This is a genomic window from Pseudomonas sp. NY5710 (genome assembly GCF_013305665.1).
GTDB classification, from domain to species: domain Bacteria; phylum Pseudomonadota; class Gammaproteobacteria; order Pseudomonadales; family Pseudomonadaceae; genus Aquipseudomonas; species Aquipseudomonas juntendi.
In genome coordinates this window covers 662,129-688,060 of sequence record NZ_CP045554.1, presented here as the reverse complement: position 1 = coordinate 688,060, position 25,932 = coordinate 662,129, and the positions used below count along the sequence as shown (strand labels likewise).

The window sequence follows — 25,932 nt, the reverse complement described above, 5'->3', positions numbered from 1 at the left end:
TTTATGCTCAACGCCAGTCACCACACCAGCCACTACCGACCGGGGGACGCCCATGAGCGACGCCGTGCTTGCCCGTGAAACCAACCGCCGCCAGCTGCAGCAGATAATTGCCGGGCTTTCGGATGGCGTGATGCTGCTGGAAGTGGACCAGACGATCATCTGGGCCAACGAAGCCGCCCTGCGCATGCACGGGGTCGACAGCCTGGAGCAGCTGGGCGGGGACGCCGAGGGTTATCGCCAGCGCTTTGCCCTGCGCTACCGCAACAACCATCCACTGGAAGCCGACCAGTACCCCATTGCCCGCGTGGCGGCGGGGCAAGTGTTCAGCGATGTCGTGGTCGAGGTTTCGCCGGTTGGCGATGAGGAGGCGCGCAGCCGGGTACACCGTGTTCGCAGCATGGTGCTGGAAGACAGCAAGGGCGAGGCCGAATCGTTGGTGCTGATACTGGCCGACGCTACCGAGTGGGCCAGCGCAGAGCAGCGCTTTGAAAAAACCTTCAACGCCAACCCTGCCCCCGCCGTTATCTGCCGCCTCAGCGACTTGCGGTTCATCAAGGTGAACCAGGGCTTTCTGGAAATGACCGGGCATGTGCGGGAAAACGTCATTGGCCGCTCGGTGTATGAAGTGGACGTGCTGGAAAACGCCGAGCGCAAGGAGTTGGCGATCGAGCGCCTGATAGAAGGCGCGACCATCCCGCAGATGCAGGCCGAGCTGCGCTTGCCAGAAGGCGGCACCAAGCTGGTGATCGTGGCAGGGCAGCCGCTGGACATGCACGAAGAGGATTGCATGCTGTTTTCGTTCACCGACCTGGAGCCCCGGCGCAAGGCGGAGAACGCCCTGCGCCAGAGCGAAGAGCGCTTTGCCAAGGCGTTTCGCCTGAGCCCGGTGCCGACCTTGCTGTGCAGCGCCGACAAGCAGCAACTGATCGATGCCAACGAAGCGTTCCTCGACAGCCTGGGCTACACCGCCCAGGAGCTGATCGGGAAAACCGTGGCCGAAATCGACTTCTTTGCCGACTGCGCGGTGGCAGCGCAGGTGTTCGATGCGCTGGAAAAGAGCGGGCGTATCGAGGCGCTGGATGTGAAGCTGCGCAAGAAAGGTGACGACCCGCTCGACTGCATGCTGCAAGCCGACACCGTGAGCCTGCTGGACACCCCGTGCTACCTGCTGGTGCTGATGGACATCACCGAGCGCAAGCGCTCGGAGTTGGAACTGGTCGAGGCGATCGAGACCGTCATGCAGGATGCATCATGGTTCAGCCAGACCTTGATCGAAAAGCTGGCCAATGCCAAACGCATCAACACCGGCCGGTTGCCCGACCCCTCGTTCACCGACCTTACCCGCCGCGAGCGGGATGTACTGGCGCTTATCTGCGAAGGGCTGGCCGACAAGGAGATTGCGGCGCGCCTGAACCTGGCGCTGAACACGGTGCGCAACCACGTGGCAACGGTTTATTCCAAGCTTGATGTGCACAGCCGCAGTGAAGCGATCGTGTGGGCGCGGGAACGGCGTTTGTTCAGCACCTGATGGGTTGATCGCGGCTGGGCTCGGCGCCGCAGCTGCCATAGCCCACCCTTGACAGTATCCCGGTTGACCGCAAATACTCTGGTCAGATTCATATATATGACCAAATAACAAGGTGAATCGTTCCATGACCGCACTCCCCGTTCCGATGCCTTTGCATGCTGGCCAGCCCGCACAATTGTTTGCCCTGCCTGCACCTTCTGTTTGCCGCTGACGCGCCTGCCCAACCGAGACTCCTTGCATGACTCCCTTAGATATTCAGCTGTTGCTGACCGCCTTGGTCAGTGTCCTGGTGCTGGTGGCGCTGATCGTGTCGCGCCTGAAGATGCACCCGCTTCTGGCGTTGCTGGTGGTGTCCATTGGCGTGGGCTTCGCGACCCATATGCAACCCGGCAGTATCGTTTCGCACCTGCTCACCGGTGCCGGCAAGACACTGGGTGCGGTCGGGGTGGTGATTGCCCTTGGCGCCATGCTGGGCAAGATCCTGGCGGATGCTGGCGTTACCGAACAGGTCGCCGATGTCATCCTCAAACGCACGCCCGACCGCCTGATCCCCTGGGCGATGATGCTGGTGGCCTTCGTCATCGGCATCCCGATGTTCTTCGAGGTGGGCCTGGTGATCATGCTGCCGTTGATTTTCAGCGTGGCACGCAAACTGGAGGGCAAGGCGCGCTTCAAGGGCTCTGCCTATGTGTACGTGGGGGTGCCGGTGATTTCCGCCTTGGCGGCCATGCATGGCATGGTCCCTCCGCACCCTGGCCCACTGACCGCCATTGCCGTGCTCAAGACCTCGGTCGGGCCGACCATGCTTTACGGCTTCCTTGCCGCGATCCCAGCCATGATCCTGGGCGGCCCGTTGTACGGCATGTTCATTTCCCGGCGCATGAGCACCCGCCCCGATCAAGCACTGCTGGACCAGTTCACCCTGGCTGAGCAGGCCGACGGCCAACCCCGCCCCGGTGTATTGATCGGCATGCTGGCCGCGCTGCTGCCAGCGATCCTGATGCTGGTGCACGCCGTTGCCGAAATGCTGCTGCCCAAGGGCAATGCGCTGCTGGAATTGGCCAGCTTCCTTGGCAACCCACTGATCGCCATGCTGCTGGGCGTGCTGTTCGCAGGCTTCAGCCTGGTACTGGCGCGCGGTGGCAACGCCGAGCAGTTGCGCGATGCGCTGGGCAAAAGCCTGAAGCCGATTGCCTCGATCATCATGATCATTGCCGGCGGCGGCGCTTTCCAGGAGATGCTGACCAGCGCCAAGGTTGGCGATGCCATCGTGCACCTGACCCAGCAATCGGCTTTCCCGCCGTTGATTCTGGGGTGGCTGATCGCCATGCTGCTGTCGGTGTCTACCGGCTCGGCCACCGTTGGCATCGTCGGCGCTGCCGGCCTGCTGGCCCCCTTGGCAGGTGCTGACCCCAGCCTGAACCTGCCCTTGCTGGCCCTGTCCATCGGCTGCGGTTCACTGTTCTTCAATTACGCCAACCATGCCGGTTTCTGGATGGTGAAAGAGTCGTTTGGCATGACCATGGGGGAAGCGACCAAGACCATCTCGGTGGTGCAGTCGATCGTGGCGGTGGTGGGGTTGGTCGTGGTGTTGGTGCTGAATGCGGCGGTTACGGTGGGCTGAGCCGGATGAGCGGGTGAGCCAGTTTTGCTGGCTCACATGCCGCGGGGTCAGTAGTCGCGCTCCCTCAGCTTTTCTGCCAAGGGCGGGTAGTAGATCTGGCCAATCTCATCCGCAGCCCACCACGCCCAGTGCAACAGGCAGAGCGTAATACCCCCCAGCACCAGATAGCCCTCCCAGCCAATCAGCGCGGTGACCTGATGCATCAAGCCAGGCAACTGGTAATGCGCCCCGACATTGGCGTTGGCAATGGCCATCACCACCAGCCCGAATACCAGTACACCGGCCTGGTAGCGCTGCTGACGCCACACCTCCCGTTGCTGGCTCTTGCTGCGCCAGTAGTTGAACAGGAACTCATTGCCTTCACGAAGGCTGTGCTTTTTCAAGGCGCTGTAGGTCACGTGATTGTGCAGCAGGGAGTAATCGCGCCGGCTCTGTAGCCAGTGCCAAGGGATATAGGAACCAAGCATGGCCGCGACCTGCGCAAGCACTGGAACGCACACCGACACGGCCAGGCAAAACACCACGACACTCACAAAGATCCGCCCGATATTCCCCCAGACCGTAGCCATGTCCCCCGAGAAATCCAGCAGAGTGGTCCCCAGGGCTGTCATGAAAGCCATATCCATGAACAGGCACACGTAGGTGAGTTTCAGGGCCCAACGCACCTCCCAGGCTTTCTCGAATACTGCCCCCGGCAGCCCGGCGATAGGGTTGGTTGTTTTCAGGCTGTCTCTGTTCTGATCCATGCAAAATCCTCGGCAGTTGGCATTGGCCAGTGAATGGTTACTGCAAAGTGCTGGCACCGCGCCTTGCCTGATTACCATGCCCGAGAGCGGCGCAAGCGTTCCACTCAACTTGAGCCATTTGCTATTCCCTTGCGTCGCCACCTCACCCTGCAGGAGCGGGCTTGCGTCGCGATGGGCCGCAAAGCGGCCCCACTGCCAGCCTCGGACGCGCAGTTCATTACCCGCTATGGCGTCAGTCTGGAGCTGTTCGAGCTGGCTTGCACGGGCTGGGCTGTGGCGGTTTAAGGCCTACACCTACCCCGTTGGCGAAAGCCAGATCCCGAAGGCCCACGCGAACATGGGCGATGCCCTCAGCCCTGATCACACGCCGGGTTAGCTGCATACCGCACCCACCCCGCAACCTCCGCGCCACCCCCCACCCGATCCTTGGGATGAACACGCCCTTCACTGACCGCCACCTCTGCAAAATCGAACGGGCTCATCCCGTCGATACACGCAACGTTCACCCCATACTGGTCCGGCGAGGACCGCCGCTGGTGGAAGGTGTAGATGCCGCATTTCGAGCAGAAGTAGTGCTTGGCTTCCCGGGTGTGGAACTGGTAGAGCGTCAGGGCCTCTTCACCTTGGGTGACCGTGATATCGCCCAGATTGACCGACACCGCCACCGCCCCGCGCATCCGGCACAGCGAGCAGTTGCACCTGCGTGCGGTGCGCAGACCATCGGTTAACCGCAGTGAGAAACGCACGGTGCCGCAATGGCACGCTGCTTGGTAGACAGGGCGGTTATAGTTGTTTTCATCCGTCATGGCGTTTCTCCCGTTTGAAAGGCAAACCTGGCGATTCAGGGAACAAGCCAGATGTATTGGAAATACCTAGTCATTGGAGCGTACTACGAATTCCATTTGTCGCCCTGCCTCACCACGCAGGCGGTATGGATCGAAAATCCTGTGGCCGCGACAGCAAGCGCAAAGCAGGTGTTCATGCCTGACTTGACGAGACTCGACGCTGTGGAAACGTCCGGATCGACGATGTGCACGCTACGACTCTCTCTCGCCGGGGCTGCCGAGGTCGTGAAAACGACCACGACGCTCTCCAGCAAGCCATGACTCTGCTAATCGGTCGAGGCGCGCCCGGCTTGCTCCATTACCTTGCCACACTGCTCGCTGGCCAACCGGCTGATGATCCGGATCGCCTGGTGGATGCCGGCCGTATTGCGAAAGCTCAGGCGCGGGTTGTGTTCGCATTCCAGCATTTCGTCGTGCTGGACCAAGGCTTCGCCTAGCAGTTCGAGGGTCCAGGCGTAGCTTTGGAGGGTGGAGAGGCGTTCTTGGTCAGACATGGCGCACCTCTGAACGGGTTGAGACACAGCCGGCATTGCTATCCGCGAGGTCACGCAGAGCAGCAAATGAATGACGGAGGGGAACGGATGCGAGGATCCAGATCAGGCTTGAGATAAACATGCATGAAGCTCCAAGTTTTGATTGGAGCTACCACGATCCTTCCTACGGGATTGGGTGGCAGCTGTGTGCGGGGTAGGAATACCGGGAAACTTGGAAACCCGGCCAGGCCGAAGCCTGCCCGCACACAGCCGCCATGACACAGCACGGCAAGCACAAAAAAGCGCCAGCTGTGGTGCAGCGGCGCCGAGTGCGTACGCCAAGTTTACCAACGGGTTCCTACGCCCGGTCACGGTTTTTTCGTGACCAGGAAATTTAGCCTCACAGCTGTCGACGGTGCAAGATTGATCTTTGTAGGAAAAGTCTACGGGAAATGTCAGAAATTGGTCGAGAAAATTACACAAAAGCCAAGTGAGAAAACTGCGAGATATAAAAAAGCTCTAAATAGCGAAGCTATTATCTAGTAAAAGTTGATTTATAAGCCGCATATCAGGTTTAACAGAATCACCAGGCAATGATTATCTTGAAAATTACACAATTTTAAGTGGAACACCGCGAATCATCGAGGCAAGAGTCCGCATGATATGGGCTCTTCTGCGAGGCACATCGCGAGGGCCAAGTCCTTGAGCTTTGCGGCACCATGTCTGGACCAAACACTAGTTCTATGACCCATTGTCCACCAACGCAAGGGAGCACGATCAAATCAACAGCTCGTAGCTGGAAAGGTGCTTGACGATTTCCGGGAGACGTTGCTTAAGCAGGATATCCAGTAGCTCGCGAGACGTGTACCTAGGATTTTTCAAAGAGGCGCGCTGCTTTTGGACTGCCTCGAGCACGGCTGCTTGATCCAAGTCCCATATGTCAGAAAGAAAGACATCGGGGTGCAAAGCCTCGATCTCAAAGCGCTTTAAGATCTCAGCGGGGAAATCCTTGAGATTGTATGTGACGATGACCGATGCACCGCATTTGATTGCAGCGGCCAAGACATGCCGATCATCTTCGTCAGGAAGGTCAAGCCCTAGCATCAACGGCTCGTAGTCATTCACAAGACAATCAGGTACTGCCCGGTTCATGGCTACAACAGTGCGATCAAGCTGATCTTTAGTCAGGTCAGAACGATTTTTCAGCACATTTCGCGTCCATTCATCATGAATTTGCACGGACCAGCGCGCTCGATAAGCGCCGGTCAAGGCCAGGTGCATCAGCAAATCACGCAGAGGGGCTGGGTACAGCACACAGGCGTCATAGATAACAGTGAACGGTGAATGCCTCATTAATACCCCATATTGAGCACTTGGGCTTGTGCAGCCAGTTCTTCCATGGCGGCTTGGCTCACTCTGTCACGTTCGGCCTTGAACGCCATGACATCGGTGAACTTGATACGACGGTGGCTGCCGGTTTTTGTGTGTGGTATCTGACCCTCGTCCAGTAGCTTGACAAGATGCGGACGCGACACGTTGAGCATGTCGGCGGCTTCTTGAGTAGTCAGTTCTGCGTGAACCGGCACTACTTTCACGGTGTTACCTAGAGCCAGTTCGTTAAGAATGTCCCCGAGCAGTCTAAGAGCGAACGTCGGTAGCTCAACGACTTGGCGTTGCTGGGCTTCATCAATCAGCTCAATACGCTGAATATCCAGTTTCGTCGAAACGAAAGCAGCGATCTGGCGGCTTGATTCAGTAGCCGCGGCGATCGCTTTCTCATCTGGAAGGATGCTTCGAGCGAGATCGGCGGTAGTCATGATGTGTCTCCAAAAGCGACTTGAAATTCCTGGCGTCTCATACGGCAGTTTTAGATCTTATAATCGAAATAAACGAAACGCAACAAACGAAACAAGGCTCGGCGCCGGCTCAAGCATGATCATGAGCTAGTGGCTGGTACCCACAGCTTCCTCAGGCCTGTGGTTCCGCTGAGGGTGAAGGGCCAGAGTGCGACCTGAAGCGGTCCAATCAACGGACAGGGCCGGTCATCAGCGCCCCCACTAGGTCAAGGCAACACTCGATGACCACCGCCGGAAAGAGACGACTGTTGAGCATTGGTGCCGAGATCCCGCGCGCACATGTTCATGCCTTTCTTGATCAGGCTCGACGCTCTGGAAACGTCCGGATCAACAATGTGCACGCTACGGCACTCTCTCGCCGGGGCGCCCGAGGTCGTAAAAACGACCACGACGCCCTCCAGCAAGCCATGACTCTACTAATCGGTCGAGGCGCGCCCGGCTTGCTCCATTACCTTGCCACACTGCTCGCTGGCCAACCGGCTGATGATCCGGATCGCCTGGTGGATGCCGGCCGTATTGCGAAAGCTCAGGCGCGGGTTGTGTTCGCATTCCAGCATTTCGTCGTGCTGGACCAAGGCTTCACCTAGCAGTTCGAGGGTCCAGGCGTAGCTTTGGAGGGTGGAGAGGCGTTCTTGGTCAGACATGGCGCACCCCCTGGTGGAGGAAGGTAAGGCCTGCTGCATTGACAGTGATGTCGCTGAAAGCCTTCGAGAAACGACGGCGGGGAGCGAATGCGGGGATTCTGAATAGACTTGAAGTGTGCATGCATGCTTTCCTTTTCAATTGAAGCACCGCCCTCACCGTCGCCAAACGGTTAGGGTGGCAGCTGTACGCAGGTTGGCGAACCGAGGAAAAGGAACTCGGCAGACCCGAAGGTCTCCCACGCACAGCCGCCATTACACGAAACGGCGGACGCAAAAAAAGCGCCTGCAATCGTGGTTGGGGGCGCCGATGCGCCTTTTCGTTCGGGTCGCCAAACCCGGCCGCGGAATTGGCCGCGACTGGGGGAAGGTAGCGCTGCGGGGGCTTAAAATCAAGGCTGTTTGCTGTGGGAGAAATCGCGGAAATGTGTGGGTAGATAGTCGGTCGAGGGGCGAGGCAGGGTTATGAATGTGGGTTTGATCTATTGCGGGGTATCGCCCTCTAGCCTCAGGCGACGCAGGAACTCAAGCTCGTTTAGCACGTCGACCAGGAGCGAGTCAAAGGATGGGTTCAACAGCTGGAGATCGTGGTGAGAAAATTGAGGCATCTTTGAATTATCTCTAGGAGGCGAATGCTTTATCTCAAATTTTTTTGCTTTTATGCCCGTAAATACTGGGCTAAGGGCATATCAAAGAAAAGCATTATCTCAAATCCTCTGCAAGATTAAGTCAAAACAGGCGGGGTGATAAGTCGATTGGGCGAGGGGCTGGGCGAACAGTACAAGCTAGGAAAGCGGCCTGCGAATTGTCAGACCCAACCTCAGGCAACCGGCACGACGCGTGAGTACATCGCTTGCTAACCGAAACTAGGATGTACTAATGAATGTACATAAATGCCGCAGAATGTGGCGTTTTAACGCCCATCGAGTCACCGCAAAAAAACCGCCTAGGCGGCGGTTTCATTGGGATCCACGTATGATGGTGAACCATCGCGGATTAAAGACTGGTGCGGAGACAGGAATCGAACCTGCGACCTTCGCGTTACGAGTGCGCTGCTCTACCGACTGAGCTACACCGGCGTGTAGCGCAACGTACCACTGCTCGCACCCGTTACGCAAACCCCTGTTTCCACTACTTTATTGCCCTGCCCTCAGGCCCCCTTGCAGCCCTTCGGCGCCAGGTCTTCTTCGATGTCGGTGGTGCACGCCCAGCCCGTTGCCGAACGGGTCAACGTCAGGGCCTTGCCCAGCACGGTGGCCGGTGCGTCCACCAGGGTGCAAACCAGGCTGCCGCTACTATCGGCCGCCTTGCCGTTGGCGGTGATCGCGCAATGCGCCGTTGCCGGCTGGCCGCCCAGTTCGGCTACGTCGGCTACATCCTTGCCGTCGTTCAGGCGCAGGTCCATGGCCGTTTTCAGGGCGCTGATTTCCAGCAAGCCGGCCGCGGCCTTGGAGCGGGCCTGGTGGTTGGTGTACATCGGTAAGGCGATGGTCGCCAGAATGCCGATGATCGCCACAACGATCATCAGTTCGATCAGGGTGATACCGCGTTGCCCTTTCATGAACAGTTTCCTTTTTGATACGCGTACTCGTTAGGGTCAATCTCGCCCCAAGCGACAGCGGCGCAGTAGGCCTGAACAGTCACCTTTTGTCACCCCTGCCTGCTTGGGCTTCATCATCGCTGAACTACTCTAGTGAGCATCATGGACGCGCGCCCTGGCATAGGCGCGGCAAGCTGTTTCCAGGCTTGTCGCACGGGCAATAAAAGGACCTTCGCATGACCACTACCACCCCCCTCTACAGCTGGCACGGCACCGACGCCAATGGCGCGCCGGTCAGTGGCCAAACGCCTGGGCCCAGCCCGGCCCATGTGCGTGCCGGGCTGATTCGCCAAGGCATCAACGTGGCCAGTTTGCGGCCGGCCAGCGGGCTTGGCCTCAAGCTGCCAAAGCGGCGGGAAAAAGCCGACCCGGCGGGTTTCAGCCGGCAGTTGGCGACCTTGCTCAAGGCCGGGGTGCCGCTGTTGCAGGCGTTCGAGGTGATGGGGCGCAGTGGCTGTGGTGCTGCTCTGGCTGCGCTGCTGGTTAGATTGAAACAGGATGTAGCTGCGGGCCTGGGGCTGGCGAATGCGTTGCAACGCCACCCGGGCTGGTTCGATGCGCTGTACTGCAACCTGGTGCGGGTGGGCGAACAGTCGGGCACGCTGGACCGGCAGCTGGAGCAGCTGGCAAGCATGCTGGAACAGCGGCGGGCGCTGCAGAAGAAGGTGCGCAAGGCGATGGTCTACCCGTTGCTGCTGTTACTGACCGGGCTGGGCGTGTCGGCGGTGTTGTTGCTGGAGGTAATACCCAGGTTCGAGGACATGTTCGCGGGCATGGGCGCGCAATTGCCGGCATTTACCCAGTGGGTGATCGACTTGTCCACAGGGTTCGGCCAGTTTGCGCCGATGTTGCTGGCGCTGGGCCTGGTGCTAGGTTTTGCCGGGCGCCAGCTGTGCCGCCGGCATGCGCCTGCGCGGTTGTGGCTCGGGCGCCTGGTGTTGGGCTTGCCGGAATTCGGCACGCTGCTGGGGCAGGCGGCGTTGGCGCGCTTTGCGCGTAGCCTGGCAACCGCTTATGGGGCCGGGGTGCCCCTGCTGGATGCCCTGGGTACGGTGGCGCAGGCAACCGGGGGCCAGTTGCATGAACAGGCGGTGCTGCGCTTGCGCCAGGGTATGGCCAATGGGCAGGGGCTGAACCAGGCGATGGCGGGTGAGCCGCTGTTTCCACCCTTGCTGGTGCAACTGACGGCCATCGGTGAAGCCAGCGGCACGCTGGACACGATGCTGGAAAAAGCCGCCAGCCATTATGAGGAACAGGTCAGCCAGGCGCTGGACCAGTTGACCAGCTTGCTGGAGCCGGCCATCGTGCTGGTCCTGGGCTTGCTGGTGGGTGGCCTGGTAGTGGCGATGTACCTGCCGATCTTCCAGTTGGGTAGCTTGATCTGAACATGACTTTATGGACCTTGCTGGCTGAACAGCCGGCCTACTTCTACACCCTGGCGAGTGTGCTCGGCCTGCTGGTTGGCAGCTTTCTGAATGTGCTGGTGTACCGCCTGCCAATCATGCTGGAGCGCCAATGGCAGCGGGAAGCGCAGCAGGTTCTGGGGCTGCCGACTACGCAGCACCCGCGCTTCGACCTGTGCCTGCCTGCTTCGCGCTGCCCGCAGTGCGGACACCCGATTCGCCCGTGGCAAAATATTCCAGTGCTCAGCTACCTGGCCTTGCGTGGGCGCTGCTCTGCCTGCAAGACCCGCATCAGCCCGCGTTACCCACTGGTGGAAATGGCCAGCGCGCTGCTGTCGCTGCTGGTGGCCTGGCGTTTTGGTGCGTCAGCCGAGGCATTGCTGGCATTGCCGTTGACCTGGTGCCTGCTGGCCCTGAGCCTGATCGATGCTGATCACCAACTGCTGCCGGACGTGCTGGTGCTGCCGATGCTGTGGCTGGGGCTGATCGTCAACGCCTTTGCCGTGTATGTGCCGCTGGGCAGTGCGGTATGGGGGGCGGTGGCGGGTTACCTCAGCCTGTGGTCGGTGTATTGGCTGTTCAAGCTGGTCACCGGCAAGGAAGGCATGGGTTATGGCGACTTCAAGCTGATGGCGCTGATCGGCGCCTGGGGTGGCTGGCAGGTGCTGCCGTTGACGCTGCTGTTGTCGTCGGTGGTCGGGGCGCTGGTTGGCCTGTGCTTGTTGCATTTGCACCGGCACGCACTAGGCGCGGCGATGCCGTTTGGCCCTTATCTGGCCATTGCGGGGTGGATTGCCGTGCTCTGGGGTGATGAAATATACGCCTCTTACCTGCAACTGCTGGGATACTGATGACCACTGCGGCGTTTACCCCTTGGATTCTCGGCCTTACCGGCGGCATTGGCAGCGGCAAAAGCGCCGCCGCCGAGCGCTTCGTCGAGCTTGGCGTGCACTTGGTCGACGCCGACCAGGCTGCGCGCTGGGTGGTCGAGCCTGGCCGCCCGGCCCTGGCCTGCATTGTCGAGCGCTTTGGCGCGGGGGTGCTGCAGGCCGACGGCCAGCTCGACCGTGCCGCGCTGCGCCAGCTGATTTTCGCCGACCCCGCGCAGCGCAAATGGCTGGAGCAACTGCTGCACCCGCTGATCGGGCAAGAGATTTTCAGCTACCTGGCCAAGGCAGAGTCGCCGTATGCGATCTATGTGTCGCCGCTGCTGATCGAGTCGGGGCAGCACCACAAGACCCAGCGCGTGCTGGTGATCGATGCGCCGCAGGCGCTGCAAGTGGCGCGTACCCTGGCCCGGGACAACACCAGTACCGAGCAGGTGCAGGCGATCCTGAAGGCCCAGCTGGCCCGTGAGGAACGCTTGCGCCATGCCGACGATGTGGTGGTCAATGACGGCGACCTCGCCGCGCTGCATGAGCAGGTTGACCGCCTGCACCACTTTTACCTGACTTTGAAAGGAGGCCAGCCATGAGCCAGCCATTGACCGTCGATTGCCCGACCTGTGGCGCACCTGTGGAATGGACCGAGAAAAGCGCGTTCAGGCCGTTCTGCTCGGACCGCTGCAAGCTGATCGACCTGGGTGCCTGGGCAGCGGAGGAACACAAGATTCCTGGGGCGCAGGAGTCCGAGGACGAGCTGTATTCAGGCGACCTGGAGTCGCGGCATTGAACTGACCCACCTGCCGGGCAGGCGGTGATGCACCGGCCTAGCCTGCGGGCTCAATGCTCATCGTCCTTCCACGGCGCCTGCAAGTACCGGGTGCGGTTGAAGGTTTCCAGCCAGTCCGGGCAAAACACCACCAGCGCACTGATCACCATGCCGTTGATGAACGCTTCGGGGAACATCATCAGCCACAGGTAACCGACAAAGTCGCCAAGCCACTCTGGCAGCGCAAAGCGCCCGTCCAGCCACAATAGCCCCAGCGCCACCGGCACGCAGACCAGCACCGTGAGTGCGGCAGGGAAAAACCCTGAGCAGAAGATGTAAACGAACAGGTTCCGCGGTTGTGCCCGCTCCACCACAAGGGCGCACACCTCGGTGATCAGCACCGGCAAACCCACCAGCAACAGACCATTGACCCCCAACGCCGCCAGGTCCTGGCGCCCCAGCACCAGCAGGCCCAGCTGGGCCATGAAACCACCCAGCACGGCCAGTGGCCAGTCCAGCAACAGGGTAACCGCCGTCATGCCGATGAAGTGGTACGCCACGCCGGTATCGAAATCGCGCCTTACCAGCCACAACGCGAACAGGCAGAACACCGTGCCAAACAGCAGGTGCTGGCGGCGCCGGTCGGCAAGCAGTTCCACCCAGCGAACCTGGCTGGCGGCCCAGGCCAGCAGCGGCACGTAGCCCAGCCAGCCAAGGCTTAGGGTGGTGCCAGACAACACCTGTGCGCTGATCACCTGAACAATGCCCCTTGCCAGCCTGTGGATAAGGGCAGTGTACACGCAAACTTCGCGGCCCCTCTGCAGCGGATGGCCTGCGGCCGCATGCGTGCCTCTTGCTGTCATCGATTAACGGCTAAGCTTGTCTGCATGGATGATTCCGACTACCTGCGCCTGCTGACCATTCAGGCCGAACAAGCCAATGCCTTCCTCTCCAACGCCCGCAAGTGGGAGCGGGAGCGGTGGGTGTGTCAGCGCCTGTTGCAGGGGCTGAACATTTCCTACCGCAGCGAAGATTTCACCCCGGCCGGGCAAGAGCCGCCCGACGTGCTGTTCCGCGACGCCGCCTTCGAGGTGTTTTTCGTGCTCGACGAGGGCCGCCGGCTGAATGATGAATGGCGCGAGGAGCTGCAGCGCCGGCGCAGTGCATTTTCCCTGGCGCAACTGGTACGCCGCGAAGCCCGCCCACGACGCATCAGTGCCACCGAACTGCTCGGGCGGCTGGCGCCCACCTTGCGCAAGAAGGCGCGCAACTATCGCGAGCGCGGGCTGGAGCTGAACGAGCTGGACATCATTGCGTTTTCCAGCCTCAAACGCGAGGTGCTGGACCTGAACACCCACTTCCCGCCGCCCACCGAATACCTGCGCCAGGGCTGGCGCTCGCTGTCGCTGGTCGGGCCAACCTTTGCCCGCGTGCTGTTCGCCCACCCCGATGCGCCGGATTTCCTGCGCAGCAACCTAGGGCGCAGCATCGTCTTCGACGTTGGCATCAGTCTTTGATCCAGTGCAGCGAGTGTTTGCGATGGCGTACACTCGGCGCCAGGGATAGAAAGCATTATCATTTGTTTCAAGCGCTTGCACGAACGCTGTAGCGTTTGTGCAGTCTCTTACGTCTACCTGACGAGGCCCTACCATGACCAGCCGCCTGAACCCGGAAGATCAGCGTCGTGTCGATGAGTATCTGCGAGCCCCCCAGCACCAAGTCGAGCGCCGGCCCTTCCGGCCATGGCTGCTCCTTGTGCTGGTGGTGGCCGTGACCATCGGGTTGGGCCTTGTCAGCCGCCTGCTGAGTGGACTGGTGCTATGAGCTGCCTTGCGCTCGCCCTCCCCTCGTGCAGTTTGCGGCCGCCCCCAAAGGGCAAGCATTCCGTAAACCTTATGAGATATCCCCATGACTCATCGCATCGTGATTGTCGGCGGCGGCGCCGGCGGCCTGGAACTGGCGACCCGCCTGGGTAAAACCCTGGGCAAGCGCAAGCAGGCCGACGTCACCCTGGTCGACACCAACCTCACGCATATCTGGAAGCCACTGCTGCACGAAGTGGCCGCCGGCTCGCTGAACTCCTCGGAAGACGAACTGAACTACGTGGCCCAGGCCAAGTGGAACCACTTCAACTTCCAGCTGGGGCGCATGAGCGGCCTGGACCGTGAAGGCAAGCAGATCCAACTGGCCGCCACCCTGGACGAAGAGGGGCGCGAGCTGTTGCCTGCGCGTACCCTGGGCTACGACACCCTGGTCATTGCCGTGGGCTCCAATACCAACGACTTCGGCACCCTGGGCGCGGCGCAGCACTGCCTGTTCCTGGACACCCGCAAGCAAGCCGAGCGCTTCCACCAGCAACTGCTCAACCACTACCTGCGTGCCCACGCCGGCGACGTGGCCAGCGAGAAAATCAGCGTAGCCATTGTGGGTGCAGGCGCCACCGGTGTAGAGCTGGCGGCCGAGCTGCACCACGCGGCCCACGAGCTGGCGGCCTATGGCCTGGACCGCATCCAGCCCAAGGACATGCACATCACCATCATCGAGGCCGGCCCGCGCGTTCTGCCGGCGCTACCCGAGCGCATCAGCGTACCGGTGCACAAGACCCTGGAAAAACTCGGGGTCAAGGTCATGACCAACGCCGCTGTCAGCGAAGTGACCGAGGACGGCCTGAAAACCAAGGACGGCGAGGTGATCCAGGCCAGTTTGAAGGTGTGGGCGGCCGGTATCCGTGCGCCCGGTTTCCTCAAGGACATCGATGGCCTGGAAACCAACCGCATCAACCAGCTGGTGGTACGCCCTACCCTGCAAACCACCCGCGACGACAACATTTTCGCCTTTGGCGACTGTGCGGCGTGCCCGCAGCCAGACAGCGACCGCAATGTACCGCCACGCGCGCAAGCGGCGCACCAGCAGGCGTCGATGCTGGCGCAAAGCCTTAAAGCGCGGCTGGAGAACAAGCCGCTGCCCACTTATGCCTACAAGGACTACGGCTCGCTGGTTTCTCTGTCGCGCTTCTCGGCGGTGGGCAACCTGATGGGTAACCTGATGGGCAGTGTGAAGCTGGAAGGCTGGCTGGCGCGGATGTTCTATGTGTCGCTGTACCGCATGCACCAGATGGCGTTGTACGGGTTCTTCCGTACGGCATTGATGATGTTGGGCAGCAAGATTGGCCGGGGTACCGAGCCGCGGTTGAAGTTGCACTGAAAAAACTTGCAATAGAGGCTGCCTGTACGGGCCTCATCGTCAGCCAGCCTCACAGGGGCTGCAGCAGGCTCAAGGCCTTGGTTTGCCCCTTGTTGGATCAGGTTTACCTGCTCCAACAAGGCAAGGGGCATTTTCCCGAGGCAAAGAAAAAGGGCATCTCGTAGGAGATGCCCTTTTTTACATGGTGGGTCGTGTAGGATTCGAACCTACGACCAATTGGTTAAAAGCCAACTGCTCTACCAACTGAGCTAACGACCCAAAAATGGTCGGGGTGAGGGGATTCGAACTCCTGACATCCTGCTCCCAAAGCAGGCGCGCTACCGGACTGCGCTACACCCCGAGGTCTTTCAAAAAAAAGGGCATCTCTTTGAGATGCCCTTCTTTAAATGGTGGGTCGTGTAGGATTCGAACCTACGACCAATTGGTTAAAAGCCAACTGCTCTACCAACTGAGCTAACGACCCGGAAAATGGTCGGGGTGAGGGGATTCGAACTCCTGACATCCTGCTCCCAAAGCAGGCGCGCTACCGGACTGCGCTACACCCCGAGATGGCTCCGCGACCTGGACTCGAACCAGGGACCCAATGATTAACAGTCATTTGCTCTACCGACTGAGCTATCGCGGAACTGAACTTCGGTACTACTTTCCGATTTGCTACTCCGAAGACTGTGTTCGCTTCGGACTCTTGAGCTTCGCTGCTTTCGCGTTGTAGCTGCTGAGGCCGGCTATTCTACATTCTTCGTTTTGCTTGTCAACCACTTTTTTTCATTCAACTTACTGATTTGTAAGTTGTTTTGCGACCATCGTTACTGCTGATGATTCGCTTAGTGCCTGACAACGCGGCGTATATTAGGGGCACTCGTTTTTTGATGCAAGCAAAAATTTCAAAAATTTCAGCGAGTTATCCAGGCAGGCTGGGAAAGCCCGGATTTGCTGGGGCGGTGCCGGCTTCTTCGCGGGTGAACCCGCTCCTACAGGGTTGTGCGCAGGCTTCAAGGCTGCAGGTAAATGTATGACCCGCTAACAGGCCAGCGCAGGCAGCCAGGCAAAAAAAGCCCCGCAAACGCGGGGCTCATGGTGAAGCAGGTCAGCCAAAGACGATTTCGTCGCCTTCCACCTTGGCAGTGATCGCGGTACCCGGCATGAACTTGCCTGCCAGGATCAATTGCGCCAGCGGGTTTTCGATCCAGCGCTGGATCGCTCGTTTCAGCGGGCGGGCACCGTAGACAGGGTCATAACCCACGGCGATCAGCTTGTCCAACGCTTCCGGGCTCAGGCTCAGCGACAACTCGCGCTCCAGCAGGCGGCTGCGCAGGCGGCCCAGCTGTATCTCGGTAATGCCGGCAATTTGCTCGCGGCCCAGCGGCTCGAATACCACCACTTCGTCGATACGGTTAATGAACTCCGGACGGAAGTGCGCCCCTACTGCATCCATCACTGCCGCACGCTGTGCCTCGCGGTCGCCGACCAGCTCCTGGATCTGTGCCGAGCCCAGGTTGGAGGTCATCACGATCACCGTATTGCGGAAGTCCACGGTGCGCCCGTGGCTGTCGGTCAGGCGGCCGTCTTCCAGCACCTGCAGCAACACGTTGAACACATCCGGGTGAGCCTTCTCCACCTCGTCCAGCAGCACCACCGAGTAGGGCTTGCGCCGTACCGCCTCGGTCAGGTAACCGCCCTCTTCGTACCCTACGTACCCGGGTGGCGCACCAATCAGGCGAGCCACGGAGTGTTTCTCCATGAACTCGGACATGTCGATGCGGACCATGGCCTCTTCGGTGTCAAACAGGAACTCGGCCAGTGCCTTGCACAGCTCGGTCTTGCCCACACCGGTAGGGCCCAGGAACAGGAACGAACCACTTGGCCGGTTGGGGTCGGACAACCCGGCACGTGAGCGGCGCACAGCGTTGGCCACGGCGGTTACCGCTTCGCCCTGCCCGATCACGCGCTGGTGCAGCAACGCTTCCATTTTCAGCAGTTTTTCGCGCTCGCCCTCCAGCATCTTGGATACCGGAATACCGGTCCACTTCGACACCACCTCGGCAATCTCTTCCTCGGTCACCTTGTTGCGCAGCAACTGGTTCTCGGTCTTGCCGTGCTGGTCGACCATCTGCAGGCTGCGCTCCAGGTCCGGGATAACCCCGTACTGCAGCTCGGCCATGCGGCTGAGGTCGCCCTTGCGGCGGGCAGCCTCCAGCTCCTGGCGGGCCTGCTCGATCTTTTGCTGGATCTGCGCCGAGCCCTGTACTTCGGCTTTCTCCGAAGCCCAGATTTCTTCCAGGTCGGAATACTCGCGCTCCAGCCGTTCGATTTCTTCGGTCAGCTTCTCCAGGCGCTTTTTCGCCGCCTCGTCTTCTTCCTTCTTCAGCGCCTGCGATTCCACTTTCAACTGGATCAGGCGGCGATCGAGGCGGTCGAGCACTTCCGGCTTGGAGTCGATCTCCATGCGGATGCGGCTGGCCGCTTCGTCGATCAGGTCAATGGCCTTGTCCGGCAACTGACGGTCGGTGATGTAGCGGTGGCTGAGTTTGGCCGCAGCGATAATGGCACCGTCGGTGATGGCCACCTTGTGGTGCACTTCATAGCGTTCTTTCAGGCCACGCAGGATGGCGATGGTGTCTTCTTCGCTCGGTTCCTCTACCAGCACTTTCTGGAAGCGGCGCTCCAGGGCGGCGTCTTTCTCGATGAACTGGCGGTACTCGTTCAGCGTAGTGGCGCCCACGCAGTGCAGTTCGCCACGGGCCAGGGCCGGCTTGAGCATGTTGCCTGCGTCCATGGCACCCTCGCCCTTGCCGGCGCCAACCATGGTGTGCAGTTCGTCGATGAACAGAATGATCTGGCCTTCCTGCTTGGACAGCTCGTTCAGCAGCCCTTTCAGGCGCTCCTCGAACTCACCGCGGTACTTGGCACCCGCAATCAGCGCGCCCATGTCCAGCGCCAGCAGGCGTTTGCCTTTCAGGCCGTCCGGCACTTCGCCATTGATGATGCGCTGGGCCAGGCCCTCGGCGATGGCGGTCTTGCCCACGCCGGGTTCGCCGATCAGCACCGGGTTATTCTTGGTACGGCGTTGCAGCACTTGGACCGTACGGCGGATTTCGTCGTCACGGCCAATGACCGGGTCCAGCTTGCCTTCTTCGGCACGCTTGGTCAGGTCGACGGTGTACTTGTCCAGCGCCTGGCGCGACTCTTCGGCGTTGGCGTCATTCACCGCCGCGCCACCGCGCAGGTTGTTGATGGCATTTTCCAGGGCCTTTTTGCTGACACCCTGGCTGAGCAGCAACTTGCCCAGCTTGCTGTTCTCATCCATGGCGGCCAGCAGCACCAGCTCGCTGGAAATGAACTGGTCGCCCTTTTGCTGGGCCAGGCGGTCGGCCTGGTTGAGCAGGCGCGCCAAGTCCTGCGACATGTTCACGTCGCCGGTGGGGTTCTGGATTTTCGGCAGCTGGTCGAGTTCTTTCACCAGTGCCTGGCGCAGGCTATTGATATCGAAGCCCACTTGCATCAGCAGTGGCTTGATCGAGCCGCCCTGCTGTTCGAGCAACGCCTGCAACAGGTGCACGGGCTCGATGGCAGGGTGGTCCATGCCTACGGCCAGGGATTGGGCATCGGATATTGCAAGTTGCAGCTTGCTGGTCAAACGGTCTATTCGCATGGTGTACCTTCCTTTAAAGGGCAGGTCGGAGCGATGGACAGCGCCTGTTTATAAAGAAACCTGCCTGAGATGCCTTTATAGATAAGGCTGATTCTGGAAGATTCAAGCGTAGCGGGGTTGACCAGGATCAACAGGTTGGATTAGCGCTTGGGGCAGGCGGTGCACATCAAGGCTAGAGCGGCTGCAACCACACCAGCGAAGCGAAGCGGCCACCCTGCGGCGTACGGCGGTAGGAGAAAAACCGCTCGTCACTGACCGTGCACCAGCCACCGCCATAAACAGCCGATACCCCACGGGCCGCCAGGCGAATGCGCGCCAATTCGTAGATGTCTGCCATCAGCTTACCTGGCCGCCCGCCCTCGACAAAAGCCCGGGCCGCTGCAGGGTGCACGGCAGTAAAGGCATCGCGCACTTCCAGCCCCACTTCGAAGGCCTTGGGCCCGATCGCCGGCCCCAGCCACACCAGCGCCTCCTGGGGCGCCAGCGCCAGGCGGTCGAGGGTGGCTTCCAGCACGCCACCCGCCAGCCCGCGCCAGCCCGCATGCGCCGCCGCCACGCGGGTGCCCGCACGGTCACAGAACAGTACAGGCAGGCAGTCGGCCGTCATCACGGTGCAGGCAATGCCGGGCTGGCTGGTGCAGCTGGCATCGGCCTCGGCTACCACGGCCGGGTTGGCATCCGCCACCTCCAGCCCATGCACCTGCTTGAGCCAGGCTGGCTGGATGGCGAACTGCTCGCGCAGGCGGCGACGGTTTTCGGCAACCGCGGCAGGGTCATCCCCCACATGGTCACCCAGGTTGAACGTGGCGTAGGGCGGCAGGCTCACACCGCCCTGACGGGTGGTGACACAGGCGCGTACCGAGGCCGGGGCCGGCCAGTCGGGAAACAGCAGCGTCTGCGCCAGGTCACTCATCCGATGAAGCTCTCACGGTCCTGGTTGAGCAGCGACAGCAACCAGACGAAGTCGTCAGGCAGTGGCGACTCCCACTTCATGACCTCACCGGTGATCGGGTGGGCCAGGGCAAGGAACCGCGCATGCAGCGCCTGGCGCGGGAAGCTTTTCACTGCCTCGACCATGGTTGGGCTGGCAGCCGGCGGAATGCGGAAGCGGCCACCGTAGGTCTGGTCGCCGACCAACGGAAAGCCGACATGGGCCATGTGCACGCGGATCTGGTGGGTGCGGCCGGTTTCCAGCTTGACCCGTACATGGGTGTGCGAGCGGAAGCGCTTGAGCACCCGGTAGTGGCTGACGGCTGGCTTGCCGCCGTCGGTGACCGCCATGCGCTGGCGCATGCCGCCGTGGCGACCGATCGGGGCGTCGATCTTGCCACCGGCGGTGACCACCCCGATGACGATGCACTCATAAATGCGGCTGACCTTGCGCGCCTGCATCTGCTCGACCAGCTTGGTCTGCGCCTGCAGGGTCTTGGCGACCACCATCAGACCGGTGGTGTCCTTGTCCAGGCGGTGAACGATACCCGCACGCGGTACGTTGACGATGTCTGGCACGTGGTGCAGCAGCGCATTGAGCAGGGTGCCGCTGGCGTGCCCGGCAGCCGGGTGCACGACCAGCCCGGCGGGCTTGTTGATGACCATGATGTGGTCGTCTTCGTAGACGATATCCAGTTCGATATCTTCTGCTACCCACTCACCCTGGGCTTCCTGTTCGGCCTGCAGGGCAAGCTGGGAGCCACCGTGAACGAGGTCGCGAGGGCGCACGACGGCACCATCGACCGTCAGGCGGCCCTCTTTGATCCACGAAGTTAGCCGCGAACGCGAGTACTCGGCGAACAATTGGGCGGCGACCTGGTCGAGGCGTTGGCCGCCCAATTCGGACGGGACCTCTGCGCTAAGTTGAATGATCTCGGACATGCTCGATTCGGCGGGCGCACAGCCTTTGGTTTCGGCTGCGAGCTTGTGGTTAAATACGGCTTCTTTTGTCCCGGGGTTGGCCGGGGCGCTCATCATAACAGGACGGCACCGCCCAAAACAGCGGCCGTCAAAGGGACGCAAGCCGCCATGCAAGTGAAACACCTGCTGCTGATCGCCATCCTTGGGCTCACCGCGGCCTGTTCCTCGAATAAGGAAGTCATCGACGAGAACCTCAGCGAGGCCGAGCTGTACCAGCAGGCCCAGGCTGATCTGGACAACTCCAGCTACACCAGCGCCGTGAACAAGCTCAAGGCCCTGGAGTCGCGCTACCCGTTCGGCCGTTATGCCGACCAGGCGCAGCTCGAGCTGATCTACGCCAACTACAAGAACGCCGAGCCCGAGGCGGCCAAGTCGGCTGCCGAGCGCTTCATTCGCCTGCACCCGCAGCACCCGAACGTGGACTACGCCTACTACCTCAAGGGCCTGACCTCGTTCGACCAGGACCGTGGCCTGCTGGCGCGCTTCCTGCCGCTGGACATGACCAAGCGTGACCCGGGTGCTGCCCGCGACTCGTACAACGAGTTCGCCCAACTGACCAGCCGCTTCCCCAACAGCCGCTACGCGCCCGATGCCAAGCAGCGCATGATCTACCTGCGCAACCTGCTGGCGTCGTACGAAATCCACGTGGCCGACTATTACCTGAGCCGCCAGGCTTACGTAGCTGCCGCCAACCGTGGCCGCTACGTGGTCGAGAACTTCCAGGAAACCCCCTCGGTCGGCGACGGCCTGGCAGTAATGGTCGAGTCGTACCAGAAGATGCACCTGGACGAACTGGCCGCCACCAGCCTGGAAACCCTCAAGCTCAACTACCCAGACCACCCGAGCCTGGTCGATGGCGAGTTCCAGCCCAAGCAGACCGAGTCTGACGGCCGCGGTTGGCTGTCCAAGGCCACCCTGGGCCTGATCGAGACCGACACGCCGCTGCCGCCGGGCGAAACCCGCGCCAACCAGGACGTGGTCAAGCAGTTCCAGGACGCGCGCGACGAGATGCCGCAAGAGCTGCTGCCAAAGGATGAAAACGGCGACCCGATCGTGCCCGAGGGCCCGAAAGAGGCCGAGAAAGACCGGTCTTGGTTCAGCTACATGACCTTTGGTCTGTTCGATTGACCGACCGCGGTAAATGAAAGGGAGGCCTTGGGCTGATACCTGTCAGTTAGGCGTTACTGGGGCTGCTTTGCAGCCCTTCGCGGGCATGCCCGCTCCCACACGTTTGGCGCTGAACTCAAGAGATGCGCGATCCCCTGTGGGAGCGGGCGTGCCCGCGAAGGGTCGCAAAGCGGCCCCAAATGACTTAACTGACTGGCATTAGGCCTTGGGCCTCCCTTTTTTATTGGCTGCATCCTAGACTGACGGCTTCTTCAATCAACAAGCTGGACACCATGGTTCGCCTACTTTTCTGGATCGCCCTGATCGCCGCCGCGTTCTGGCTGTGGCGCAAATTCAAAATCAGCCAGCAGTCGCGCCCCGAAGCCAAGCTCGATGCGCCGCTGAAGATGGTGCGCTGCGCCCGTTGCGGCGTGCACCTGCCCAACGATCGGGCGCTGCGGCAGGGCAATGAGTGGTATTGCAGCCAGGCCCACCTGCAGCAAGGTCCTGGCCGCCAAGGCTAAGCAAAGAGCCCTGTGAGAGCGGGTTTACCCGCACCCACAGGGGCTGCAGTCAATTCACCGCTTCACATATCCCTCCCCGACCCTTTCACACCAAATACGACCCCCTCCCCTCCTCCAGCATTGACCCACCCCGGCAAAACTCGCTAAATCCTATTTATCCGCATAAATATGAAAAATAGCGAAATGCTCAAACCCAAACGCAAGCGCCAAAAGCTGTCGGATGTGATCGTCGAATCGGTCAAGCGCTCGATCGTCACCGAAGCGCTGCACCCCGGCGACCGCCTGCCCACCGAGCGTGAGCTGATGGAACACTTCGAGTGCTCCAAGGGCACTGCCCGCGAGGCACTCAAAGCACTTGAGGTAGAAGGCCTGGTCAGCACCCGCACCGGCCCTGCCGGGGGTGCCTACCTGGCCGAGGTGGGCATCGAGCCCGCCAGCCGAGCGCTGCGCAACTACCTGCACTTTCAGCACCTGGACGGCGAGCAGGTGTACCAGCTGCGCAAAGTCATCGAGGTCGAGTTGGCAGTGTCGGTAATGGGCCAGCTGAGCGAAGCGGACTATGCCGCGCTTGAGGCCAACATCGACTTCTGCAGTGCGCCGGAAGACAGCGAAGAGGGCCAGCGCGAACAGCGCCTGGCAGAGCTGGAGTTCCACACCCTGCTGGCCCACCGCTGCCCCAACCCGTTGCTGCGCTTCATGGCGGTGTTCCTCAACGACCTGCTGCGCGACCTGGTGGTGCTGAAAAAGGCCTACCTGCCCAAGCGCCAGCAGTTCGCCGCAGCCAACATCGACTACCACAAACAACTGCTCAGCGCCCTGCGCGCCAGTGACGAGCCCAGCGTACGCCGGCTGATGCACGAGCACATGTGCGACGCCGAACACCACATGACCGCACTGGAGGGCGAGGTCGCCCGCCACTTCCTGCTGGAGTTCAACCACCACCACTGATCCGCCTGGAAAGAGGCCTGCTCACAGGCCCGGCCGTACCCGCTTTGTCATTGCCACTCCTGCCTAATAACCACAACCAAGGAGTTACTCATGCAAAGACGTACCCTGCTCAAGGCAGGCCTTGCCCTGGGTGCCTTCGGTAGCCTCCCCTTGGGAGCACACCGGGCATTCGCCGATCAACCGTTGACCTTCTATGGGCTCAAGTCCATGTCGGGTGCCTTCGCCAGCTACGGCAAGTACGCCGACATGGGCTCGCGCCTGGCCATCGCCGAATACCCGCAGTTGCTGGGGCGCCCGCTCAAGTACAAAGTCATCGACACCGAAGGCAACGCCGGCAAGGCCGTGCGCAAGGTCCAGGAGGCCATTGGCCAGGATGGCGCCCGTTTCTTCCAGGGCTGCACCTTGTCGTCTTCCGCGCTGGCGGTTTCCAAGGAAATACACAAGGCCGGTGGCGTGTTCATGACCCCGGTGGGCGCCGACGAAATCACCGGCAAGGATTGCAACGCCTCGACCTTCCGCTGGTCGGTGCCGACTTACGGCGCCATCCGCGAAACCCTGGTGCCGATGATTCGCCAACTCCCGCAGGCCAAGCGCTGGTACACCATCACCCCACAATACGTGTTCGGTGACGCGCTGCTGGACAACGCCCGCAAAGTCTTCGCCGAGCAGGGCGTGGAACATATCGGCAACAGCTATCACTCGCTGCAAGAGCAGGAATTCTCGGGTTACCTCACCAATGCCATCGCGGCCAAACCCGACGTGCTGGTGCTGCTCAACTTCGGCAGCCAGGCCTCCAACGCGCTGCGCCAGGCGGTCAACTTCGGCATCAAGGACCGTATGAAAGTGCTGATGGTGTGGTCAGCCGGCCTTGACCAGTTCCAGGAGCTGGGCAGCGACGTGCTCGAAGGCGTGTACCTGGGCGCGCAGTACTGGCACCAGGTGGATACGCCGCTGAACCAGCAACTGGTTGCCGCCACCCGCAAGGCCTACGGCATCAACCCCAACTACCCGCTGGCCGCCGACTATATCGGCACCAAGGTCATGCTCGAAGCCATCGTCAAGGCCGGTAGCCTGGACGGTGCCGCCGTCTCTGCAGCACTGCAGGGCATGCGTTTCCAGGGGCCGACCGGCGACGAGCTGATCCGCCCGGGCGACCACCAGGTGCTCAAGGATTACTACCTGCTGCGCGGCAAGCCCCAAGGGCAGATGCGCGACGAAGACGACTTGGCCGAAGTCATCAGCTCGGGCCGCTCGTTCGTCGAGCCCGACCACACCGGTTGCGCCTTGGCCTGAAGCCGCGGCGTTAGTCACTCACACTCGTACAGGCAGCCGCGCCGCGCGCTGTCGAGGGCACGCTCATGCTCGATTTGTACCTGTTCCAACTGCTCAACGGCCTGGGCCTGGGGATGATCTACTTCCTCATCGCCGTAGGCCTGACGATCATTTTCGGCTTGCTCAATTTCGTCAACTTCGCCCATGGTGCGTTCTTTCTGCTTGGCGCCTACCTGTGCTACACCGCCGTGGCCATCACCGGCAGCTTCTGGCTGGCGCTGCTGATCGCCCCCCTGGTGGTGGCCGCCCTGGCCTGGGCGGTCGAGCGCCTGCTGATCAAACGCATCTATCACCTGCCACACACCTTCCAGATCCTCGTCACCCTTGGCATCGCCCTGATCATCCAGGAAGCCTCGGTGCTGATCTGGGGCCCCGTGGGCAAGAACATCGCCGTGCCGCCCGAGCTGCGCGGGGTGTTGATCCTGGGTGATTTCATCTACCCGTACTACCGCCTGTTCCTGATCGGTTTCGCCGCACTGATCGGCGTTGGCCTGTGGCTGCTGCTGGAGCGCACCCGCTTCGGCGCCCTGGTGCGGGCCGGCAGCGAGAGCACCGAAACCGTGTCGCTGCTGGGTACCAATATCTTCCGCCTGTTCTCCCTGACATTCGCCTTGGGCGTAGGCCTGGCCGGCGTGGCCGGTGTGCTGTTCGCGCCGCTGCGCGGGGCCCAGCCCTTCGTCGGCCCGGAAATCCTCGGCATCGCCTTCGTGGTGGTGGTGATCGGCGGCATGGGCTCTTTTGGCGGTGCGCTGGTCGGCGGCCTGTTGGTGGGTGTGGTGCAAAGCATGATGACCAGCCTGTGGCCACAAGGCGCCAGCCTGATGATCTACGGCGCCATGGCGGCGGTGATCCTGGTGCGTCCGTATGGCCTGTTCGGGAGAGCCTGAG

The 25,932-nt window shown here is 61.2% G+C and carries 26 protein-coding genes, 6 tRNA genes and 1 pseudogene; 15 read left to right on the top strand and 18 right to left on the bottom strand.

The window, feature by feature from the left end; genetic code table 11:
• Positions 1–52: 52 nt before the first annotated feature.
• Positions 53–1,528, top strand: coding sequence for a PAS domain S-box protein (locus GEV39_RS03175; RefSeq protein ID WP_173887532.1), 1,476 nt, complete (start codon positions 53–55; stop codon positions 1,526–1,528).
• Between the two features lie 238 nt (positions 1,529–1,766).
• Complete coding sequence (locus GEV39_RS03170) at positions 1,767–3,152, top strand: GntP family permease (protein ID WP_173887531.1); 1,386 nt, start codon at positions 1,767–1,769, stop codon at positions 3,150–3,152.
• A 47-nt stretch (positions 3,153–3,199) separates the two neighbouring features.
• Here the strand turns inward: GEV39_RS03170 and GEV39_RS03165 are convergent, their stop codons facing one another.
• On the bottom strand, positions 3,200–3,898 hold the full coding sequence (locus tag GEV39_RS03165; RefSeq protein WP_173887530.1) for a hypothetical protein: 699 nt from the start codon (positions 3,896–3,898) through the stop codon (positions 3,200–3,202).
• A gap of 63 nt (positions 3,899–3,961) precedes the next feature.
• Between GEV39_RS03165 and GEV39_RS03160 the strand changes: the two genes are divergently transcribed.
• Positions 3,962–4,183, top strand: a complete 222-nt coding sequence (locus GEV39_RS03160; RefSeq protein WP_173887529.1) for a hypothetical protein — start codon at positions 3,962–3,964, stop codon at positions 4,181–4,183.
• 65 nt (positions 4,184–4,248) lie between these two features.
• Here GEV39_RS03160 and GEV39_RS03155 read toward each other — a convergent pair whose 3' ends face one another.
• The 8 genes and pseudogenes from GEV39_RS03155 to GEV39_RS03120 all read right to left on the bottom strand — a co-directional run bounded on the left by GEV39_RS03155 (position 4,249) and on the right by GEV39_RS03120 (position 9,274).
• Entirely contained in the window at positions 4,249–4,704 is a 456-nt protein-coding gene (locus GEV39_RS03155; protein ID WP_173887528.1) for a GFA family protein, read from the bottom strand.
• A gap of 305 nt (positions 4,705–5,009) precedes the next feature.
• Positions 5,010–5,237, bottom strand: a complete 228-nt coding sequence (locus GEV39_RS03150) for a hypothetical protein (protein ID WP_054903892.1) — start codon at positions 5,235–5,237, stop codon at positions 5,010–5,012.
• A gap of 756 nt (positions 5,238–5,993) precedes the next feature.
• Positions 5,994–6,569: a PIN domain-containing protein gene (locus tag GEV39_RS03145; RefSeq protein ID WP_173887527.1), complete on the bottom strand. Its 576-nt coding sequence runs from the start codon at positions 6,567–6,569 to the stop codon at positions 5,994–5,996.
• Entirely contained in the window at positions 6,569–7,033 is a 465-nt protein-coding gene (locus GEV39_RS03140) for a helix-turn-helix domain-containing protein (RefSeq protein ID WP_125854783.1), read from the bottom strand. The genes GEV39_RS03145 and GEV39_RS03140 overlap by 1 nt, the downstream gene beginning before the upstream one ends.
• Before the next feature lie 455 nt (positions 7,034–7,488).
• Positions 7,489–7,716 carry a hypothetical protein gene (locus GEV39_RS03135; protein ID WP_054903892.1) on the bottom strand — a complete coding sequence of 76 codons (228 nt, stop codon included), beginning with the start codon at positions 7,714–7,716 and terminating at the stop codon, positions 7,489–7,491.
• A gap of 485 nt (positions 7,717–8,201) precedes the next feature.
• Positions 8,202–8,321, bottom strand: a pseudogene (locus GEV39_RS03130) (Fic family protein); the annotation flags it as partial.
• 396 nt (positions 8,322–8,717) lie between these two features.
• A tRNA-Thr gene (locus GEV39_RS03125) sits at positions 8,718–8,792 on the bottom strand.
• Positions 8,793–8,863: 71 nt separating this feature from the next.
• Positions 8,864–9,274: a pilin gene (locus tag GEV39_RS03120; protein ID WP_173887526.1), complete on the bottom strand. Its 411-nt coding sequence runs from the start codon at positions 9,272–9,274 to the stop codon at positions 8,864–8,866.
• A 215-nt stretch (positions 9,275–9,489) separates the two neighbouring features.
• On the opposite strand from GEV39_RS03120, the gene GEV39_RS03115 reads away from it, so the two are divergent.
• Genes GEV39_RS03115 through yacG form a run of 4 tightly spaced genes read left to right on the top strand, consistent with a single transcriptional unit; the run spans position 9,490 to position 12,387 of the window.
• Positions 9,490–10,698, top strand: coding sequence for a type II secretion system F family protein (locus GEV39_RS03115; protein WP_173887525.1), 1,209 nt, complete (start codon positions 9,490–9,492; stop codon positions 10,696–10,698).
• Between the two features lie 2 nt (positions 10,699–10,700).
• On the top strand, positions 10,701–11,567 hold the full coding sequence (locus GEV39_RS03110) for a prepilin peptidase (protein ID WP_173887524.1): 867 nt from the start codon (positions 10,701–10,703) through the stop codon (positions 11,565–11,567).
• Positions 11,567–12,190: a dephospho-CoA kinase gene (gene coaE / locus GEV39_RS03105; RefSeq protein ID WP_173887523.1), complete on the top strand. Its 624-nt coding sequence runs from the start codon at positions 11,567–11,569 to the stop codon at positions 12,188–12,190. Before GEV39_RS03110 ends, coaE begins: the two co-directional genes overlap by 1 nt.
• Positions 12,187–12,387: a DNA gyrase inhibitor YacG gene (gene yacG, locus GEV39_RS03100; protein WP_009683001.1), complete on the top strand. Its 201-nt coding sequence runs from the start codon at positions 12,187–12,189 to the stop codon at positions 12,385–12,387. The genes coaE and yacG overlap by 4 nt, the downstream gene beginning before the upstream one ends.
• A gap of 50 nt (positions 12,388–12,437) precedes the next feature.
• Here the strand turns inward: yacG and GEV39_RS03095 are convergent, their stop codons facing one another.
• Positions 12,438–13,121 carry an energy-coupling factor ABC transporter permease gene (locus GEV39_RS03095; RefSeq protein WP_054903879.1) on the bottom strand — a complete coding sequence of 228 codons (684 nt, stop codon included), beginning with the start codon at positions 13,119–13,121 and terminating at the stop codon, positions 12,438–12,440.
• A gap of 132 nt (positions 13,122–13,253) precedes the next feature.
• Between GEV39_RS03095 and GEV39_RS03090 the strand changes: the two genes are divergently transcribed.
• The 3 genes from GEV39_RS03090 (at position 13,254) to GEV39_RS03080 (ending at position 15,570) form a co-directional block, all read left to right on the top strand.
• The gene (locus GEV39_RS03090; RefSeq protein WP_173887522.1) at positions 13,254–13,883 is read left to right on the top strand and encodes a DUF1780 domain-containing protein; all 630 of its coding nucleotides are present in this window, start codon (positions 13,254–13,256) and stop codon (positions 13,881–13,883) included.
• Between the two features lie 133 nt (positions 13,884–14,016).
• A complete protein-coding gene (locus GEV39_RS03085) occupies positions 14,017–14,190 on the top strand; it encodes a DUF3094 family protein (RefSeq protein ID WP_033744188.1) in 174 nt (57 codons plus the stop codon).
• An 84-nt stretch (positions 14,191–14,274) separates the two neighbouring features.
• On the top strand, positions 14,275–15,570 hold the full coding sequence (locus GEV39_RS03080) for an NAD(P)/FAD-dependent oxidoreductase (protein ID WP_009683004.1): 1,296 nt from the start codon (positions 14,275–14,277) through the stop codon (positions 15,568–15,570).
• A gap of 182 nt (positions 15,571–15,752) precedes the next feature.
• Here GEV39_RS03080 and GEV39_RS03075 read toward each other — a convergent pair.
• The 8 genes from GEV39_RS03075 to rluD all read right to left on the bottom strand — a co-directional run bounded on the left by GEV39_RS03075 (position 15,753) and on the right by rluD (position 21,094).
• Positions 15,753–15,828 (bottom strand) — tRNA-Lys (locus tag GEV39_RS03075).
• A gap of 5 nt (positions 15,829–15,833) precedes the next feature.
• A tRNA-Pro gene (locus tag GEV39_RS03070) sits at positions 15,834–15,910 on the bottom strand.
• 47 nt (positions 15,911–15,957) lie between these two features.
• A tRNA-Lys gene (locus GEV39_RS03065) sits at positions 15,958–16,033 on the bottom strand.
• 6 nt (positions 16,034–16,039) lie between these two features.
• Positions 16,040–16,116: transfer RNA gene (locus GEV39_RS03060), tRNA-Pro, on the bottom strand.
• A 3-nt stretch (positions 16,117–16,119) separates the two neighbouring features.
• A tRNA-Asn gene (locus GEV39_RS03055) sits at positions 16,120–16,195 on the bottom strand.
• A 462-nt stretch (positions 16,196–16,657) separates the two neighbouring features.
• On the bottom strand, positions 16,658–19,222 hold the full coding sequence (clpB, locus tag GEV39_RS03050) for an ATP-dependent chaperone ClpB (RefSeq protein ID WP_009683005.1): 2,565 nt from the start codon (positions 19,220–19,222) through the stop codon (positions 16,658–16,660).
• Between the two features lie 172 nt (positions 19,223–19,394).
• Positions 19,395–20,135 carry a peptidoglycan editing factor PgeF gene (gene pgeF, locus GEV39_RS03045; RefSeq protein WP_173887521.1) on the bottom strand — a complete coding sequence of 247 codons (741 nt, stop codon included), beginning with the start codon at positions 20,133–20,135 and terminating at the stop codon, positions 19,395–19,397.
• Positions 20,132–21,094 (bottom strand): 23S rRNA pseudouridine(1911/1915/1917) synthase RluD, encoded by a 963-nt coding sequence (gene rluD / locus GEV39_RS03040; protein WP_009683007.1) that lies wholly within the window; start codon positions 21,092–21,094, stop codon positions 20,132–20,134. The genes pgeF and rluD overlap by 4 nt, the downstream gene beginning before the upstream one ends.
• A gap of 147 nt (positions 21,095–21,241) precedes the next feature.
• Here rluD and GEV39_RS03035 point away from each other — a divergent pair, with 147 nt between their 5' ends.
• From GEV39_RS03035 to GEV39_RS03015, 5 genes are all read left to right on the top strand, one after another.
• Positions 21,242–22,261, top strand: a complete 1,020-nt coding sequence (locus tag GEV39_RS03035) for an outer membrane protein assembly factor BamD (RefSeq protein ID WP_009683008.1) — start codon at positions 21,242–21,244, stop codon at positions 22,259–22,261.
• 272 nt (positions 22,262–22,533) lie between these two features.
• Complete coding sequence (locus tag GEV39_RS03030; RefSeq protein WP_173887520.1) at positions 22,534–22,764, top strand: PP0621 family protein; 231 nt, start codon at positions 22,534–22,536, stop codon at positions 22,762–22,764.
• A gap of 183 nt (positions 22,765–22,947) precedes the next feature.
• Positions 22,948–23,712, top strand: a complete 765-nt coding sequence (locus GEV39_RS03025; protein ID WP_173887519.1) for a FadR/GntR family transcriptional regulator — start codon at positions 22,948–22,950, stop codon at positions 23,710–23,712.
• Between the two features lie 90 nt (positions 23,713–23,802).
• The gene (locus tag GEV39_RS03020; RefSeq protein ID WP_009683011.1) at positions 23,803–25,005 is read left to right on the top strand and encodes an ABC transporter substrate-binding protein; all 1,203 of its coding nucleotides are present in this window, start codon (positions 23,803–23,805) and stop codon (positions 25,003–25,005) included.
• Positions 25,006–25,070: 65 nt separating this feature from the next.
• A complete protein-coding gene (locus tag GEV39_RS03015) occupies positions 25,071–25,931 on the top strand; it encodes a branched-chain amino acid ABC transporter permease (protein ID WP_029887332.1) in 861 nt (286 codons plus the stop codon).
• Position 25,932 lies beyond the last annotated feature (1 nt).

Excerpts from the sequence above, each read along its gene's own strand:
- GEV39_RS03175 (WP_173887532.1), top strand. The coding sequence starts at position 53 with ATGAGCGACGCCGTGCTTGCCCGTGAAACCAACCGCCGCCAGCTGCAG.
- GEV39_RS03170 (WP_173887531.1), top strand. The coding sequence starts at position 1,767 with ATGACTCCCTTAGATATTCAGCTGTTGCTGACCGCCTTGGTCAGTGTC.
- GEV39_RS03165 (WP_173887530.1), bottom strand. The coding sequence starts at position 3,898 with ATGGATCAGAACAGAGACAGCCTGAAAACAACCAACCCTATCGCCGGG.
- GEV39_RS03155 (WP_173887528.1), bottom strand. The coding sequence starts at position 4,704 with ATGACGGATGAAAACAACTATAACCGCCCTGTCTACCAAGCAGCGTGC.
- GEV39_RS03150 (WP_054903892.1), bottom strand. The coding sequence starts at position 5,237 with ATGTCTGACCAAGAACGCCTCTCCACCCTCCAAAGCTACGCCTGGACC.
- GEV39_RS03145 (WP_173887527.1), bottom strand. The coding sequence starts at position 6,569 with ATGAGGCATTCACCGTTCACTGTTATCTATGACGCCTGTGTGCTGTAC.
- GEV39_RS03140 (WP_125854783.1), bottom strand. The coding sequence starts at position 7,033 with ATGACTACCGCCGATCTCGCTCGAAGCATCCTTCCAGATGAGAAAGCG.
- GEV39_RS03135 (WP_054903892.1), bottom strand. The coding sequence starts at position 7,716 with ATGTCTGACCAAGAACGCCTCTCCACCCTCCAAAGCTACGCCTGGACC.
- GEV39_RS03120 (WP_173887526.1), bottom strand. The coding sequence starts at position 9,274 with ATGAAAGGGCAACGCGGTATCACCCTGATCGAACTGATGATCGTTGTG.
- GEV39_RS03115 (WP_173887525.1), top strand. The coding sequence starts at position 9,490 with ATGACCACTACCACCCCCCTCTACAGCTGGCACGGCACCGACGCCAAT.
- GEV39_RS03110 (WP_173887524.1), top strand. The coding sequence starts at position 10,701 with ATGACTTTATGGACCTTGCTGGCTGAACAGCCGGCCTACTTCTACACC.
- coaE (WP_173887523.1), top strand. The coding sequence starts at position 11,567 with ATGACCACTGCGGCGTTTACCCCTTGGATTCTCGGCCTTACCGGCGGC.
- yacG (WP_009683001.1), top strand. The coding sequence starts at position 12,187 with ATGAGCCAGCCATTGACCGTCGATTGCCCGACCTGTGGCGCACCTGTG.
- GEV39_RS03090 (WP_173887522.1), top strand. The coding sequence starts at position 13,254 with ATGGATGATTCCGACTACCTGCGCCTGCTGACCATTCAGGCCGAACAA.
- GEV39_RS03085 (WP_033744188.1), top strand. The coding sequence starts at position 14,017 with ATGACCAGCCGCCTGAACCCGGAAGATCAGCGTCGTGTCGATGAGTAT.
- GEV39_RS03080 (WP_009683004.1), top strand. The coding sequence starts at position 14,275 with ATGACTCATCGCATCGTGATTGTCGGCGGCGGCGCCGGCGGCCTGGAA.
- clpB (WP_009683005.1), bottom strand. The coding sequence starts at position 19,222 with ATGCGAATAGACCGTTTGACCAGCAAGCTGCAACTTGCAATATCCGAT.
- pgeF (WP_173887521.1), bottom strand. The coding sequence starts at position 20,135 with ATGAGTGACCTGGCGCAGACGCTGCTGTTTCCCGACTGGCCGGCCCCG.
- rluD (WP_009683007.1), bottom strand. The coding sequence starts at position 21,094 with ATGTCCGAGATCATTCAACTTAGCGCAGAGGTCCCGTCCGAATTGGGC.
- GEV39_RS03035 (WP_009683008.1), top strand. The coding sequence starts at position 21,242 with ATGCAAGTGAAACACCTGCTGCTGATCGCCATCCTTGGGCTCACCGCG.
- GEV39_RS03030 (WP_173887520.1), top strand. The coding sequence starts at position 22,534 with ATGGTTCGCCTACTTTTCTGGATCGCCCTGATCGCCGCCGCGTTCTGG.
- GEV39_RS03025 (WP_173887519.1), top strand. The coding sequence starts at position 22,948 with ATGCTCAAACCCAAACGCAAGCGCCAAAAGCTGTCGGATGTGATCGTC.
- GEV39_RS03020 (WP_009683011.1), top strand. The coding sequence starts at position 23,803 with ATGCAAAGACGTACCCTGCTCAAGGCAGGCCTTGCCCTGGGTGCCTTC.
- GEV39_RS03015 (WP_029887332.1), top strand. The coding sequence starts at position 25,071 with ATGCTCGATTTGTACCTGTTCCAACTGCTCAACGGCCTGGGCCTGGGG.